The organism is Allohahella sp. A8 (genome assembly GCF_047946665.1).
In the GTDB taxonomy this organism is placed as follows: Bacteria; Pseudomonadota; Gammaproteobacteria; order Pseudomonadales; family Oleiphilaceae; genus Allohahella.
Genome location: NZ_CP172312.1, coordinates 1,618,655 through 1,632,780, shown reverse-complemented (window position 1 = coordinate 1,632,780; position 14,126 = coordinate 1,618,655). Strand labels below are relative to the sequence as shown.

11 protein-coding genes are annotated in these 14,126 nt (G+C 54.1%); 4 read left to right on the top strand and 7 right to left on the bottom strand.

All coding sequences use genetic code 11. From position 1 onward, the window contains the following. Positions 1 to 35: 35 nt before the first annotated feature. From ACH3PB_RS07430 to ACH3PB_RS07400, 7 genes are all read right to left on the bottom strand, one after another. Positions 36 to 881 (bottom strand): transglutaminase-like domain-containing protein, encoded by an 846-nt coding sequence (locus ACH3PB_RS07430; protein ID WP_416398800.1) that lies wholly within the window; start codon positions 879 to 881, stop codon positions 36 to 38. Positions 882 to 1,275: 394 nt separating this feature from the next. Continuing rightward, a complete protein-coding gene (locus tag ACH3PB_RS07425; protein ID WP_416398799.1) occupies positions 1,276 to 2,253 on the bottom strand; it encodes a glycosyltransferase family 2 protein in 978 nt (325 codons plus the stop codon). 330 nt (positions 2,254 to 2,583) lie between these two features. Next, complete coding sequence (locus ACH3PB_RS07420) at positions 2,584 to 3,597, bottom strand: hypothetical protein (protein ID WP_416398798.1); 1,014 nt, start codon at positions 3,595 to 3,597, stop codon at positions 2,584 to 2,586. Between the two features lie 4 nt (positions 3,598 to 3,601). Continuing rightward, positions 3,602 to 5,611: a glycosyltransferase family 2 protein gene (locus ACH3PB_RS07415; RefSeq protein WP_416398796.1), complete on the bottom strand. Its 2,010-nt coding sequence runs from the start codon at positions 5,609 to 5,611 to the stop codon at positions 3,602 to 3,604. After that, entirely contained in the window at positions 5,608 to 6,447 is an 840-nt protein-coding gene (locus ACH3PB_RS07410) for a sulfotransferase domain-containing protein (RefSeq protein WP_416398795.1), read from the bottom strand. The genes ACH3PB_RS07415 and ACH3PB_RS07410 overlap by 4 nt, the downstream gene beginning before the upstream one ends. Before the next feature lie 43 nt (positions 6,448 to 6,490). Beyond that, positions 6,491 to 7,696, bottom strand: coding sequence for a glycosyltransferase family 61 protein (locus ACH3PB_RS07405; RefSeq protein WP_416398794.1), 1,206 nt, complete (start codon positions 7,694 to 7,696; stop codon positions 6,491 to 6,493). Positions 7,697 to 7,723: 27 nt separating this feature from the next. Then, a complete protein-coding gene (locus ACH3PB_RS07400) occupies positions 7,724 to 9,526 on the bottom strand; it encodes an ABC transporter ATP-binding protein (protein ID WP_416398793.1) in 1,803 nt (600 codons plus the stop codon). Positions 9,527 to 9,738: 212 nt separating this feature from the next. Between ACH3PB_RS07400 and ACH3PB_RS07395 the strand changes: the two genes are divergently transcribed. The 4 genes from ACH3PB_RS07395 to ACH3PB_RS07380 all read left to right on the top strand — a co-directional run bounded on the left by ACH3PB_RS07395 (position 9,739) and on the right by ACH3PB_RS07380 (position 14,109). Then, on the top strand, positions 9,739 to 10,773 hold the full coding sequence (locus tag ACH3PB_RS07395; protein ID WP_416398792.1) for a glycosyltransferase: 1,035 nt from the start codon (positions 9,739 to 9,741) through the stop codon (positions 10,771 to 10,773). Between the two features lie 77 nt (positions 10,774 to 10,850). After that, positions 10,851 to 11,774 (top strand): DMT family transporter, encoded by a 924-nt coding sequence (locus tag ACH3PB_RS07390; RefSeq protein WP_416398791.1) that lies wholly within the window; start codon positions 10,851 to 10,853, stop codon positions 11,772 to 11,774. A 291-nt stretch (positions 11,775 to 12,065) separates the two neighbouring features. Next, on the top strand, positions 12,066 to 13,310 hold the full coding sequence (locus ACH3PB_RS07385) for an RICIN domain-containing protein (protein WP_416398790.1): 1,245 nt from the start codon (positions 12,066 to 12,068) through the stop codon (positions 13,308 to 13,310). Between the two features lie 400 nt (positions 13,311 to 13,710). Beyond that, positions 13,711 to 14,109, top strand: a complete 399-nt coding sequence (locus ACH3PB_RS07380) for a VOC family protein (protein ID WP_416398789.1) — start codon at positions 13,711 to 13,713, stop codon at positions 14,107 to 14,109. Positions 14,110 to 14,126 lie beyond the last annotated feature (17 nt).

The following is a 14,126-nucleotide window of genomic DNA, read 5'->3' as shown; positions in this document are numbered from 1 at the left end:
CCGGGCGCCGCAACCAGCCTGAGGTTATCTTCAGCTTACGGTGCTGAGCTTACTGCAGTCTCAACGTTGTTGGGGTCGAGCAGTCTATCGTTCGAGCGTTCCTCATTGGCCCAAACCTGCATTTCCGGACTATCTGCGCTGCCGCGGATAGTGCTGAACGCGACATCAGCTGCATCGCGACCGGTGCCAATTCGAACAAAGCCGCCTACGGGCGCCAGACGCGTGGCATCGAACAGAAACCAGCGGCCGTCAAGATAGGCCTCGAAGAAGCCGTGAAAATCGGGTGGCTCAAGGTTGACTGCGTATCCAGCCACATAGCGGGCCGGAATACCGAGCGCCCTACACAGACTGATGCCCACATGGGCGAAATCCCGGCACACACCCTTCTTGAGCTCGAGAACATCGCAGGCCGTTGTAGTGGGGCCGGTGCTACCTGAGGTATAGGACAGCTCATCGTAGACCCAGTTGCAGATAGCAGTGACGCGTGAGTAGTCAGGTACGAGAGACCCGAATTTTTCCGATGCAAACTGCAGTAGCTTGTCCGACTCGCAGTAGCGGCTTGGGTTGAGGTAGGGCAGGACGTCTGCTGGAAGCTGCTCGAACGGTGTTTCTGACACATCCGTAGCCTGGGCTTCTTCCACCATCAAGTTGACGGTTGCAGTGTAACTCACGGTAAGGTCGCCCGGTGGAACCGACAGCCTGACCATCCGATTTCCAAGCGGACTCACAGCACCCTCTTCAATCCTGTAATAGGGCTCGACATAGAAAGACTCCTCGACAATCTGCTGATGCTCATTCCTGGCTGCAGAAATGTTGAAGAGAAACGTGGTAGGGGTATGGACCTGGTAGACAAGGCGGCAACCGACTTTGATCTGATTCATGGCTTTATCCTTAAGCTTCAAAAAGTTAACTATTCGCGCAACCGGATCGAACGCTCCCACCCCAACTCTATGTAACTTGTCACTTGAGTACCGATTCAATCCTGAGGTCTTGAATACTGCCCGGGAGGTCAACGATCTATAGTAGGCCCATGGAAGCTATTCTTGATAGATACCACTTTGTAACCTCAAAACCAGCACGGCTGGTCATCGGCGAGTGGTCGGGCTACGTAGCGAGTGGCCCACACCTTAAGGTCTTACGTGACGAGCAAAGGGTATGGACTTGCTGAAGCACGATGAGATGCTCCTGACGGAAGCAGGGAAGCTGAAGCAGCCGAGTTAGAGAGTAATGATTTCTCGCTCGGCGATCTGAACGGGGAGGTGACGCTTGTGGGGCTTACTGAGTCAGTGCGACGCAACGATTTTTGACGGCATGACAGGTACTCACCACTGACTGTATGGATGCCTTAATCCGCTTGCCGGGGAAATAAACCGAATTGACGAAGGTCGTAATCGCGTTGTCATAATCTTCCTGCGCCATGTAACGCCGACCTAGATTGTATAGTTTCGACGAAAGCGCACGCTTAACAGCGATTGAGTACTCTGGATCATTCTTATTTTCAAGAAGATGAGTCTCCAATACTTTAATATCACCCAATGTCTGCATTGTAACGTAGCCATCAACATTGGAATTCACATCATGTAAACCCAATATAGTGTGCACGTCATCGAAATAGTGCATTCCAAATTTGCGGGCGATGCGTAAGGAGAAATCGAAGTCCTGGCAGCGTCTGAACCTGCTGTCCCATTCGCCTACTGCCTGAAGCGCTTCTTTGCTCACTACTGCAGTAGAAGGATAGATTGGGAAGCCCTTCAGCAGGAATTCCAGGGACTGTCGCTGAGTGAACTCGTACAGCTTCTCGACACCAGCGACCGCCGTTGACTGGGGAATGAAGCCCTCCTGGAACCACGGAAAGAAACTACTGTTTCTATCAAGGTAGTCTTCCGGAGCCTTTGGCCACGCCCTTCTTAGGTCTGTGAAAAGAAAGTGCACGGTCGCTGATTCGAGAGCACGTTCAACGTCATGAAGATGATGTTCGAGCCACCAGTCGTCAGCGTCGAGGTAAGCAATGTAATCACCTGATGCCGCTTCGCTACCCGCCTGTCGTGCTTTTGCGCTGCCTTGATTGTTCTGGTTGATCAGCTTTACCTGCTCACCATAGGCCGAAACAAGCTGACTTGTTTCATCGGCAGAGCCGTCATCGACGACTATGATTTCGTCTGCAGGGCGGATTTGACTGAGCACACTATCCAAACAGGCTTCGATAGTGTTGGCTGCATTGAAAGCAGGAATTACTACAGTTATATTTGCCATGAGAAGCTGCTACTCTCCAATTATACGGTAGGTCTTACTGGCATTCTAATTGCACTAATTGACCTGATTAACGTTATTGTGTTTCTATAAATCTTGTTTTATAAATAGCATGAACAGATTTTTAAGTAAAGTTCCCGCCAGCACCTCGATAAAGGTGTAAAACAATTAAACATTTCACTAACTGATAATACGCAGCCTGAATATATCCGTATATATACTGGTATAACAAATTCGGCACTGGGCAAATCCATGCCTTCAGGGTCCCCGAGATCACCAGTCACTTAGTACGGCCGCGTAGGCCGAATAGACCAGGGTCTCGTGCTCTTCGACCTAAATGTCCTGGCCTACTTGGCGGTAGGCGTTCATAAGCTGCCATAGTCGCTTCAGTGACCAGGCATTTTCGAGGGCTACTTCGATTTTGCTCACGAAGAGGGCGCTTGCCGCTTTCGAAAAACTCACTATCGCGGGGCCATCCTCGTTTGGCTGATCCAGTGCCTTGAAGGTATTGAGATGAGCAAGCACCCGTTCAGTCGAGTCCGCATACCAGCAGCCCTCAAAGACCTCAGAATAGATTACGTAGCGGCTTCGAGCCAGCGCCTCCAACACCATGCGCGGCATACCATCGTGCTCGGTAACCCGTAGCAACATGCCCACTCGTGACCAGATATCCTGAAGGTCGTCGACCCACCCGAGGCTGGTCACATTGGGGTAGTGGGCCAGAGCGTGGGACTCGTCAGCAATGACGAAGAACTGAAGATCCGGATGCGCCTCGATAGCGGCAATCAGGTATTTCTCGCCGTAGAAGGTTCTCCGATGCGTTGGCAAGTAGCTTAACACGCCTTTTGGGAAAGGTGAGGGTGTATGGGCGCCGAGTGCACTGAAATCGCAAAAGGATGGCACGTATTCCGCCTGGATTCCGATTTCCTGCAGCTCTGTGACCAGGTGAGGCGACACCGCGATGTTGAGATCCACGGCCCGATCTACCGCCCGCGCGACCTGCCGTGTTGCTTCGGACTCAAGACAGTTCAGGACATCCGTACCCACCCACCATCGAACCGTAATGCAGCCACACATTTTCGCCCGGTACAGTTGGCGTTGCAGGTAAAGGCCGTTACCGTTGTCGTAGCGGTTGAACACGAGCGCCTGGCTCTGTAACGAAAACTTCAGCCATTTCAGGGGATCGTCCGTCATTGACTGGTCTGGCGGATAGACCTTGATCCCCAGGTTTCTCAGCTCCCTGGCCAGGCCATACACGGGCTCGGAGGGGTCGTTGTGTCCAGGCGATACAAACACCCTTTTGAGTGCGCCCGACTTTCTCGACTTGCACTGCTCTGATACTTCCATCTGTTTACTTCTCCGTTTGAGCAGGACCTGCAACGCTCGTATTCACAGGTGGTCGCACCTTCAGCATTCGTAGCAGCTTCAGAATACCGAAGGATCGCAGCAACATCTGGTGAACGACGCGTGATGTCGGCGCCAAGGTGAGTGCTTTTAGCGACAGGCGTCGTGCGGCGCGTCTGTCATTCCATTCATCCACCAGGCCACGTTTAGCTGTGTCGATCAGGAAGAGATGGGCAACGCCTGCCTTGCGCATCTGCGAGCCGTGCTTTTGGTAGAACTGGTTTCTGGCCGCGAGGTTTGCCTGGATGTTGAGTGAGCGCCGTTCCTGATTCTGCTGGCCTTCCGACGGGCCGCGGAGGTCGTTGTAACGGACGAGGGGTGTGCTGATGCACCCGATTCTGTAGCAACGGCACACCCTTAGCCAGTAATCGTAGTCTTCGATTGCAGGCAGGGTCTCATCAAAGAAACCAACATTGGTGATCGCGTTGCGTCGCATCATGGCGCTGGCCGGTGCGCCGTGCAGGATATTTCGCACCAGCAACTCCAGGTACAGGTCACCATGTGCAGAGGGCATATCCACTATACGTCTGCCGTCATCTGACACGGTTTCAGTGCCCGTGTACACCAGGCCGACGTCCTGCGGAAGTGCCTTGAACAAGTTGACCTGAAGATCCAGCTTTTCGGGGAACCACTCATCGTCGTCGTCGAGAAAAGCGACGAGGGGCGCGCGAGCCTCGCGAAGGCCGCGGTTGCGCGCGGCGGCTACGCCCTTGTTTTCTGGCTGGCGCAGATAGCGCAGGCGAGTGTCCTGTAACGCCGCAACGACCGAGGCTGGGTCATCCTTGGAGCAGTCGTCGACCACGAGCACTTCAAAGTCATCGAAAGTTTGTTGCAGCACACCTGCCAATGTTCGGTGGAGGAGATGCGCCCGGTTATACACAGGAATAATGACGCTCACCTTAGGTGACTTCTCGACGGCTGCCACGCCTAAGACCGGGTCTGAAGCGGAAACGGGTGAGCTCAGAACCTGTTTGGCATGATCGAGGCCGAAGCTGATTTCCTCGAATTGATTCCGTGGCGGGGGGGCTGTCGGCCTAGTCTGTAGAGTGTTACCGCTACGGGTGGCGCGTGCAAGTGCACGCTGCCAGAGCGATGGTGCGTACTCTCTGCTCTTCACCCTGGCATAGTGCGAAAGCCCGCCGAAGTTGTCTGCTGCGCTCGCTGAAAGCGATGCAAATGCCTGGCTTATCGGCTTGCGATATGGTGCGATAGCGCCGGCTTCCTCGAGCAGACGGGCAATCTTCTCAATGACTTTCAAGCGACCCTGTAACCCATCGAAGCTGAAGCGCTTGCCGCTTAATGAGGTTTCACCTTCAGGCAACTTGCGGTAATACGCGGTGCCAGCTTCAGTTTCCACCAAGGTGGTCCCACTCACCAGCGCACGCATGACCAGATCACCGTCCTGGTTTGAGGTGACCTCCTCGTCCCAGCCGCCTGTTTCGGTGAACGCTTCACGTGACCAGAGCACGGCGCAGGGCGGGTAGTACCAGCCAGTGAGCCAAGCGCTGAGCGCATCCTGATCAGCCCTACGTGGCGCGCAGGTAGCGGGAAGACTCGACCATTTGCCGTCCTGAAGTTCGATACGCAGCCAGGGGCAGGCTGCTATCGCAGCGGGATTCGCCGAAAGCGCAGACTGCAGCGCTTCAAGCGCGTCAGGTGCCAAGACGTCATCGGCGTCCAGAAACATTAAAGCATGAGCATCTGTGCGTGCCGCGCCAACGTTCCGGGCTCGCGGCGCGTTGCCGAAGCGTTCGGCGTACACCCGGACGACCTCTGGGAAGGCTGCCTCATACTGACGCGCGATCGTCAGGCTGCCATCTGTGGAGCCGTCATCGATAATAACTATTTCGGCGGCGGCGTAGCTCTGAATCAGCACCGAGCTGATGGTCTGTGCAAGATAACGCTCTGCATTGAAGCAGGGTATGACGACGCCTACGCGCAACTCTCCGCGCCTCATGCTGCTTCCCAGTCAAACCGGCGTCCAAGCAAGCTGAACAGTTTTTCGTTATGCGGTGCGTAATAAGCTCTGAGTTCGGCAAGCGTCGCTTTTTCTTCTTCCGTACGAGGTCGCTTGCTACCAGCCCAATGACGGACTTTACCCAGCCGGTCACACTCTGCGCGAGAAAATTCATCGATGCCGAGAAAGTCGCAGATCTTCTTGAGATACCCATTCAGGTCGCGACCCATTTCCTGGTAGTCCAGCATAAGGAGGTTCGTTTCATTGGAATACTGCAGGAAATGCTCGATGTGGTCCGCGTACAAGCCCATGGAAATATAGTGGAAATGCAGATCGCGCTGGTGATCGGTTGAAGCTAGTTCTTCCCTGACGGCGCTTGCAAAACTGCGTTTGTCTGCCTTCTTCATTTTCTTTGGATCGTCGAGGAAGCTGTGCCACATTTTCCAGGCAGAATAAGCACGCTCGGCGGGTTCACGCAGGGTGAGAATAAGCTTCGGCTGTCCAAGGTCTTTGCTGATCCGCTGCGGCACCGGGTCGTGGCTTATGTAATCAGGGGTTGCTTCGAACGTAAGTTCCCCCCGTTCCTGGAAGCGCCATGGAAAATGCGAGAGGTACCAGGCCAAGCCCTTTTCGTAATATATATTGAAAAAATGGAGTTCCTTTGGCCCCGCTGAAGCCACGACTTGCGGATGGGCCTTCAGATAGGCATGGAGGGATGTGGTGCCTCCCTTTTGAGTGCCAACTATCAGAAAATCGGGTTTGCGTTTCATCAGGGCATATAGACGGTCCGTTGCACTAGCTATGACGCTTCGCAAGGGCGTTGATGTCAGCTCCATAAACGATTGCCTCCTTGAGAATGTTCGGCGCGAAAAAACAATCTCAGTTGCTTTCCATTTGTGCCAGGGTGCTGCTGACCAGCGCAGGATCGACCTTGAGGTCCTTCTCCAGAGGATGCATGTCGCCAATCGATGTTGCGGGGATCAGCCAGTATCGATGCCCCATGGCAGCGGCCACAGCGTAAAAGTTCGGGTTCGGAAAACTCAGGTCGGCTATCTCAACGATATCGGTGCCTTTTTGACAGAAAACCATATTGGTCAGTCCCGCACCATGGGGTGCTGCAAGTACGGCGGTTTCGCGCATGAGATTGACCTGATCCTCGAAGGACAGGTTCTCCATCAACACTCGCTCGAAACCCAGCGGCTCCAACACAGCCCACACTTCGTCTTCGTTCACCAGGCGCCGACGGGTCGCCTGCAGACGGCTGATAAAGACCTTCCGCTTCGGCGGCGCGCCTTCGTTCACACCGAAAGCCTCGGGTATCATTTGAAGGAGTTCAGGCCGAAACCTGTCTGTGCCGAGTATGGTGAGCTCTTCAACGAAAAGCGGCCGCGACGGATCGTAGGTCTGAAAGTCGTCGGGATTCAAGCCAAGCATACGAAGCGAGCCATCGAGAGAAGCTGTTCTTTCGGGGGGCAGGATAAGCTCGCCGAGCAGGCCCTGCTCACGCAGCAGCAGCAGCCTTGGCAAATGGGCTGTCAGCCAGTGAGAATGATTGTGATACACGCGCTCGATAAACCATGTGGCCTTCTTGAGCCGAACTGGCTTTGGTGACTTTCGAAGCGTGATGGCGTGTAAAGGCCGGAACCGAAGCTCACGCATATCGAAAGCACGTGAGTCCTTATTTAGTATTGCCGGGTAGAAATCGTTCTTCTTATCGGGGTCTCGATACCAGGTGATGAGGCAGTCTGGAACCGTGGCAATGTAGGTTTCGTCACTGATGCGCTCTGGTACATCGCGGAAGGAATAGCCCCACCAGCCCCGGTCATCGGGCAGCTGATCCCGTGAGGCGATATTTGCGGGGAGGGGGTTGGCGGCCTGACTCCGTGGATGAATTATCTCGTACTTCCCAGCGCTCGATGACCCAGCCTGCCTGTCGAAATACGCCTGCACCGTTTCGCGGCGTATTCCTCGATACCCGAACCAGGCTGCGGGAACGCCGCTTGCGATACTTGCTCTGATTATCCTGAGCAGCGTGTCCTCGATGGTTCGCCGCAGCTTGCTTGTCTGTGCTTTCGGGTTTGTCACGTTTGTCCTCGGTTTTTGAGAGGTCCACTATTCTGTGGTGGAGCGAGCCATCATATCCCTGAAATGGTCGTTTCTTTCCACCAGTTCCTTGTAGGGTCCCACATCTTCAAGTTCGCCGGCTGCCATCAATATGATCTGGTCGGACATCTTGATAGAGGCTGGTCGGTGAGAGATAACCAGTATGATCAGATCCTTCTTGAGCGAGTGGAGTGTCATCATCAGCTTGTGCTCAGATTCCATGTCCAGGGCACTCGTTGGTTCGTCCAGCACCAACAGATCGGTCTGCTTATACAAGGCTCTGGCGATGCCAATTCGCTGACGCTGACCGCCGCTCAATAACTTTCCATCCTGGCCAAGATCCGAGTAGATGCCCTTCGGAAGCGATTCGACGAATTCATCGGCATTGGCCAGGGTGAGTGCCTGCTTTACGCGCTCCATGTCAATTTCGTTTTCGGGTACACCGAAAGCAACATTGTTCACCACATTGTCGTCGAGGATGAATATGGTTTGAGCCACGTACCCGACTCGCTTGCGAAACGACACCAGGTCCTCGCTTCGCAGTGGGGTACCGTTAACCAGCAGTTCTCCGGAATGGGGCTTGAGCAAGCCAAGAATGACATCGGCGAGCGTGGACTTGCCTGAGCCGGAGTGGCCTACAAGCGAATAGATTTCACCGCGGCGCAAGGTGAGCGAAACATTATTGATCGCAGGCGCGCTCTCAGCATTGTAGATAAAATTGGCATTGGACAGCTTGACCTCGTCAATTCTGATTGGCTTTAGTTGCCTGGCGTGCGCTGGCGGCTCCGCAGGCGCAGCATCCAGACTGCTCTTGACGATACCGGCCACTGAGCCGTGGCCGCTGAGGCTGGAGACGGATTTGTAGATCTGCTGCATCGTGGGCAACAGCTTGTAGCCTGCCAGCGCGTAGATGCTGAGAATCGGCACGACTGAGCGTATGTCATCCTGAGTGGTGAGCAATACGAGAGCGAGCACCAGAATCGCGCCGAATGAAATGGATTCAATGATGAATCGTGGTAGTGAGCCTGAAAGCGCAATAAAGGACTGAGATTTGAGACCTCTGACATTGACCGAGTTATAACGTTCGATGTACCTGTTTTCAATCGCATCCAGCTTGACGTCCTTTATCCCGATGAAGGACTCCGACAGAATGCTCTGTACCTGAGTGTTTCTCTCCGAGATGATTTCGCCATGGTAAGCGAGCTTCTTGCGGATAAAAATGTAGGTGAGTAGGTATGAGCCGCCAATGATGCTGCCAGCTACGAGCGCTAGGAGTGGATTGAGAATCAGCAGGCCCACAAGGATGATCGTTGCGATAAACAACTGACTCGTCAGTACCAGGAAGGGCTGAAAAAGCATGTAGACGAACCTGGGCACCTGCGAAGACACCACGGCGATCCGCTTGTTGTAGTTCCCGGTCTTGTGAAAGAGATAGTCTTTGTGCAGGAAGTTACGGTAGATCTTCTGCTGAAGGCTGCTGCCGAGCGCTACCGAAAAACGGAAGGTCAGCCACATGGTGATGGCCGCGACGGCGTTCGACAGCAGGATCATAATGAGTGATCCAAGGGCAGCAGCCATGATGAATTGAAGATCGCTCTCAAAGCCCAATTGCACGTAGATCGCAGAAAGTATGTCGTTGGAGCGGATGATGTCTGGATTCGAAAGGATCGCGATGAAGGGTCCTATACTCGCTATTCCAATAACTTCGAAAAAAGCGGCGACTAGAAATACAAATTGTAGCGCGATACAGTTTCTTTGCATCTTGCTATCGAGCACTGACAAGATGGTTTTGATGACATTCAATATATACATTATGAGACTCTGATCTATCTTGCTTGCGAATTCCCGGGTGCCTGGACATCGAGGAGCGCCATCTGAAACGTCTCGTGATGCCCTTCAGCGCGCGATTGCGGAATTCAATAATTAATGCCGACATCCGTTCAAAATCGGACCGTATTATGCATAATGCTGGTCGGGCTGGATAGCCCGATACGGATTCACCTATCTGTCAAAGGGTTTACCAGATGCCGACTTCAACACCCGGACCTGATGCAGTGGTCTCGGTGAGCGTATTGATGGCGGTGCACAACGGCGCGCGCTTTCTCCCAACCACACTCGCCAGTCTTGCCGCGCTTGAAACGCCTGGAAATGGCGTCCAATTCGTCATTGTGGACGACGGCAGTACTGACGATAGCCCCTCATTGCTCGAAGACTTTGTTCGTGAGCAGAACAGCCTCGACGGACGATGTGCGGTATGTGTCAGGCGCGCGACATCGGAGGGTCTGGCTTCTGCCTTGAATCTTGGCATCGAGCACTGCAGCGCGGAATTCATCGCCAGGGCTGATGCAGATGATCTCTACGTCGCCGATCGACTTTTGATTCAACTTTCGGCCATGCAAAAGCGATCTGAGCTCGCCGCGCTCTCTTGTGGCTGGCGCAGGATTGACGAGAACGGTCAGCCGCTTCAGACCAGAATTCCTGAACAGGGCCCAGACTGGCTGGCGTTTCAGATGATGTTCATGAATTCTCTGCTTCATCCGGGCGTCATGTTCAGAAGAAGCGCGGTGTTGTCGGTTGGTGGCTACGATCCGGCCTACTGGACGGCCCAGGACAGCGATCTGTGGGCGCGCCTCGTGAGTGCCGGCTTCCTTGTCGATAATATTCCCGATTGTCTTGTGGATTATCGCGTTCATACCAAGTCAGTGACTGGCAGCCGCGGTGACAAGGGCCGCATACTCAGTCTTACCGTTCCAGGCCGGCTACAGCACGCATACCTTGGTGGCCTCCCGCCAGAGCATGACGTCAAGTCTACTGTCGACCTGTATCAGGGCTTTTGTCGTATGGACCCCGCAGAAATCAAGGCGGGACTAAAGGGGCTGCGCAGAATCGAGCGACTGGCCATGACGCGCGAGACGCCCGATATCCTCCAGCGTTTTCGAAGTCGTCTCAGCCGCTCGTGCAGCTTGCACGCGAGATGGCTGAGACGACGGGCCCCATTGCTTGCACTGCGCTTATATATCCTCGCAATGCGCTGGCGCCCCGTCAGTTTCTCAGTATAACGACACGAAGCGGAATGCTATTGGTCGATGTGGCTTGCTACATTGGGTGCCATGACACTGCAAAATAAGGAACCCGTATGCCTGCCATCAATCGTTCGATGGGACTCGTCGAGTGGAGTTTGCTGATAGCGCTCTCTGTTCTCTGGGGCGGATCGTTCTTCTTCGTTGAAGTGGCCATTGATGCCTTTGGCCCGCTAACGATCGTTGCGTTTCGGGTCGGACTGGCTGCAATAGTGCTCAATCTGATAGTTATCGCAACGGGAGCGCGCATTGGGCTCGACCGTAGATTATGGCTCGCTTTTCTCGGCATGGGCTGTCTCAATAATATTGTGCCTTTCACCCTGATTGTCTGGGGGCAGACGCATATCGCCAGCGGTCTGGCTGCCATACTCAATGCTTCCACGCCATTTTTCACCGTTGTTGCCGCCCATTTTCTGACAAGCGACGAAAAGATGACTGGCGCGCGGCTGGTTGGTGTCGTATTCGGTCTTGCAGGTGTCGTATACATCGTTGGTCCTGGTACGCTTCAGGGCCTGGGTGCCAACACACTTGCCCAGTTTGCAGTGCTCGGGGCAGCGATGTCATATGCGTTTGCAGGCATCTACGGCCGCCGCTTTCGGAGCCTGGGAAGCTCGCCTCTGGTCACGGCCGCTGGCCAGGTCACAGCTTCGGCCTTGGTGCTGCTACCCTTTGCACTCATCATCGAGCAGCCTTGGACGCTTCCTGCCCCAGGCGTCGAAGTCTGGGGTGCGGTTGTCGGTCTGGCATTGCTGTCTACGGCGCTTGCTTACGTTCTCTATTTCAGGATTCTGGCGACCGCTGGCGCAACCAACCTGCTGCTCGTAACCTTCCTCATCCCCATCAGCGCGACCTTGCTGGGCACCACTATTCTTGACGAGCCACTCACCTCCAGACATCTTTTTGGCATTGCGTTCATTGGGCTTGGACTCACTGTAATTGACGGGCGGCTCATGGCGGCCTTTCGTCGAGCAATCGTCTGACGCCGATCGCATCACTGATATCCATTCGTTTACCACCAAGCTTTGTTCGCTTTCCGTTTCATCAGGCATAGAAATGTAGCCTTTTGAAAACCTGCAAACTCACGTCAGTCTTCCGTCGCCAAATCAGTCTAGTATTCGACAAGGTTACATCGTTGCTCCTCTCGGGCATCGACTGTTGTCACGATCGAAGTGCCGAATGAGAGCACTCGCAATACATTCATTTTGGGGATTGTTATGAGGCTGTTTTTTCGCCAATCAGCCGCGCCCTGCAGTAGAAGTGGAGTTCAGTAAATGATTCAGATTACCGCCAAAGCACCCAGCCAGAAAACAATGACGCGATTGAGGAAGATTGTAGTTTCGGCTGCGTGTGCGAGCAGCATGCTTGCATCAGCAGCGGCAAGTGCTGCGACTGTCGATGTGCTTGTTCTGTACGATAACGCCGCCAAGAAAAAATTGGGTGGAGAGCCAGCCGTGGCCATGCAAAGCTGGGTCAAGCAGATCAACGGCTATTACTCGAATTCGAAAATTGATATCCAGCTCCGTCTTGCAGCGACCTTGCCGCATGAAGAGTCTTCATCTGATATGTCAACTGCGCTGCGAAGCTTGCAAAAGAATGCAGACATCCGTGCAGAGCGTGATAAATACGGCGCCGATTTTGTCGTCATGGTTAGTCCGAAAGCCAGTTGTGGCATTGGGTACATCAGTGTTTTGAAAGATTACGCCTACAGTATGGCCGGACCGCAATGCGGACCTATGACCATGGCTCACGAGCTTGGTCACAATATGGGCCTGAATCACTCGCGCAAGCAGGGCAACACAAGCGGATACCGATATGCGTACGGCCTGGGACATGGCGAGAACTACTCGTTCAGTACGATAATGGCCTACGCTCACGTGTACTCCACCAGCCGTATGGGCAAGTTCTCCAATCCTAACGTGTCATGCAACGGCAAGCCCTGTGGCGTTCCCGCTGGCAAGTCGGCTCAGGCCGATGCTGCGCGTGCATTGAACAATGTGCGAGATGAAGTGGCTGCATTCAGAACAGCCGCTTCAACAACGCCGGTGGCTAAGGCGCCGACCACGACCACCACCACGACCACTCGAACGGCTGTGTCGGGGAAAACCTACAGTTTCAAGGCTGCGCATAGCGGCAAGTGTGTAGACGTTAGCGGCATCAAGAGAACAGCTGGCGCCACGCTGGCTCAGTGGAGCTGTCACGGTGCAGCGAACCAACAATTCACCGCAGCTAGTGTAGGTGACTACACAAGCCTGAAGGCAAAGCATTCTGGTATGTGCCTGTCTATCGACGGTAACAGCACATCTGACCGCGCTCGTTTGGTTCAGGTCCAATGCAATACCAACGACAGCAGCCAACTCTGGAAGTTTCAGAAGGTCGGCACTCGTGTGAGCATCATCAACAAGCGCAGCTCCAAGTATCTCGATATCCGTGGCAATAACTCGGAAAACCGTGCTGCCGTTCAGCAGTACCGCTCGAACGGCGGTAATAACCAGCTGTTTTCCATGATCGAGATGTAGTCTCCCTTAGTATTCTACGCCCGGCCTTGCCGGGCTTTTTTTTGCGTCGGGCGAAACTAAAGACACTGCCGAAGTGACCGCATATCCAAACGGCTTACCATCACCTACCGGAATAACGGTCCGCTCGACTGCAAATCCGTTCGGGGAGTTCATGGCTGCTTACATCCTGAATCCAGCGCAAACGGAGCAGTAGACAGCGCCTAGCATGGGGTGGGTGGGGTTGACGGGTTCCACCCCATTTCGCTGTTAAATCCTTCCTTTGTAAAGGCAGCAAGCGCGTGAATCTCTCGGCTTTCAATCCCTGATTCACTATAGTCTTGGGATTGCTTGGGGCGGTATGCTGGCCGGCCTACTATCAGTCTGTTGAACGGCCAGATTGAGAAAACCCGGGAGGAATCTAATGATCACCAACGTCGCCCGTCACGGCATTATCCTGAATACCGAGAACTATCCTGCATGCGTGACATTTTTCCGCGATCTGTTCGGCCTGCCGGTCCTCTTCGACAGAACTGATGATGGCGTCCAGCTAACCTGCTTTGAATACGGCAACGGCTATCTGATGGTAGAGCAAGGTGGTAAAGCAAAGTCAGGCGTCAAATCGGCAACAGAAAGCAGCTTCAAGTTGCGCTTCAACGTCCGCGACATCGAGGCGGCTCTTGCAGAACTGCTAGCTTGGGGCATTGAAGCCTCGATAACCGAAAATGCGTGGGGTCGAACGATCAATATCAGTGATCCTGACGGCAACAGAATCGGGATCCGGGATGAGGCGGGTTTTACGTCGCAAGTCGACCATCGTTAGGGAGTGGTAGTGATCAC

Bases quoted from the DNA above. Each gene is read 5' to 3' on its own strand.
- ACH3PB_RS07410 (WP_416398795.1), bottom strand. From the start codon at position 6,447: ATGGAGCTGACATCAACGCCCTTGCGAAGCGTCATAGCTAGTGCAACG.
- ACH3PB_RS07420 (WP_416398798.1), bottom strand. From the start codon at position 3,597: ATGGAAGTATCAGAGCAGTGCAAGTCGAGAAAGTCGGGCGCACTCAAA.
- ACH3PB_RS07390 (WP_416398791.1), top strand. From the start codon at position 10,851: ATGCCTGCCATCAATCGTTCGATGGGACTCGTCGAGTGGAGTTTGCTG.
- ACH3PB_RS07385 (WP_416398790.1), top strand. From the start codon at position 12,066: ATGATTCAGATTACCGCCAAAGCACCCAGCCAGAAAACAATGACGCGA.
- ACH3PB_RS07400 (WP_416398793.1), bottom strand. From the start codon at position 9,526: ATGTATATATTGAATGTCATCAAAACCATCTTGTCAGTGCTCGATAGC.
- ACH3PB_RS07415 (WP_416398796.1), bottom strand. From the start codon at position 5,611: ATGAGGCGCGGAGAGTTGCGCGTAGGCGTCGTCATACCCTGCTTCAAT.
- ACH3PB_RS07430 (WP_416398800.1), bottom strand. From the start codon at position 881: ATGAATCAGATCAAAGTCGGTTGCCGCCTTGTCTACCAGGTCCATACC.
- ACH3PB_RS07380 (WP_416398789.1), top strand. From the start codon at position 13,711: ATGATCACCAACGTCGCCCGTCACGGCATTATCCTGAATACCGAGAAC.
- ACH3PB_RS07395 (WP_416398792.1), top strand. From the start codon at position 9,739: ATGCCGACTTCAACACCCGGACCTGATGCAGTGGTCTCGGTGAGCGTA.
- ACH3PB_RS07425 (WP_416398799.1), bottom strand. From the start codon at position 2,253: ATGGCAAATATAACTGTAGTAATTCCTGCTTTCAATGCAGCCAACACT.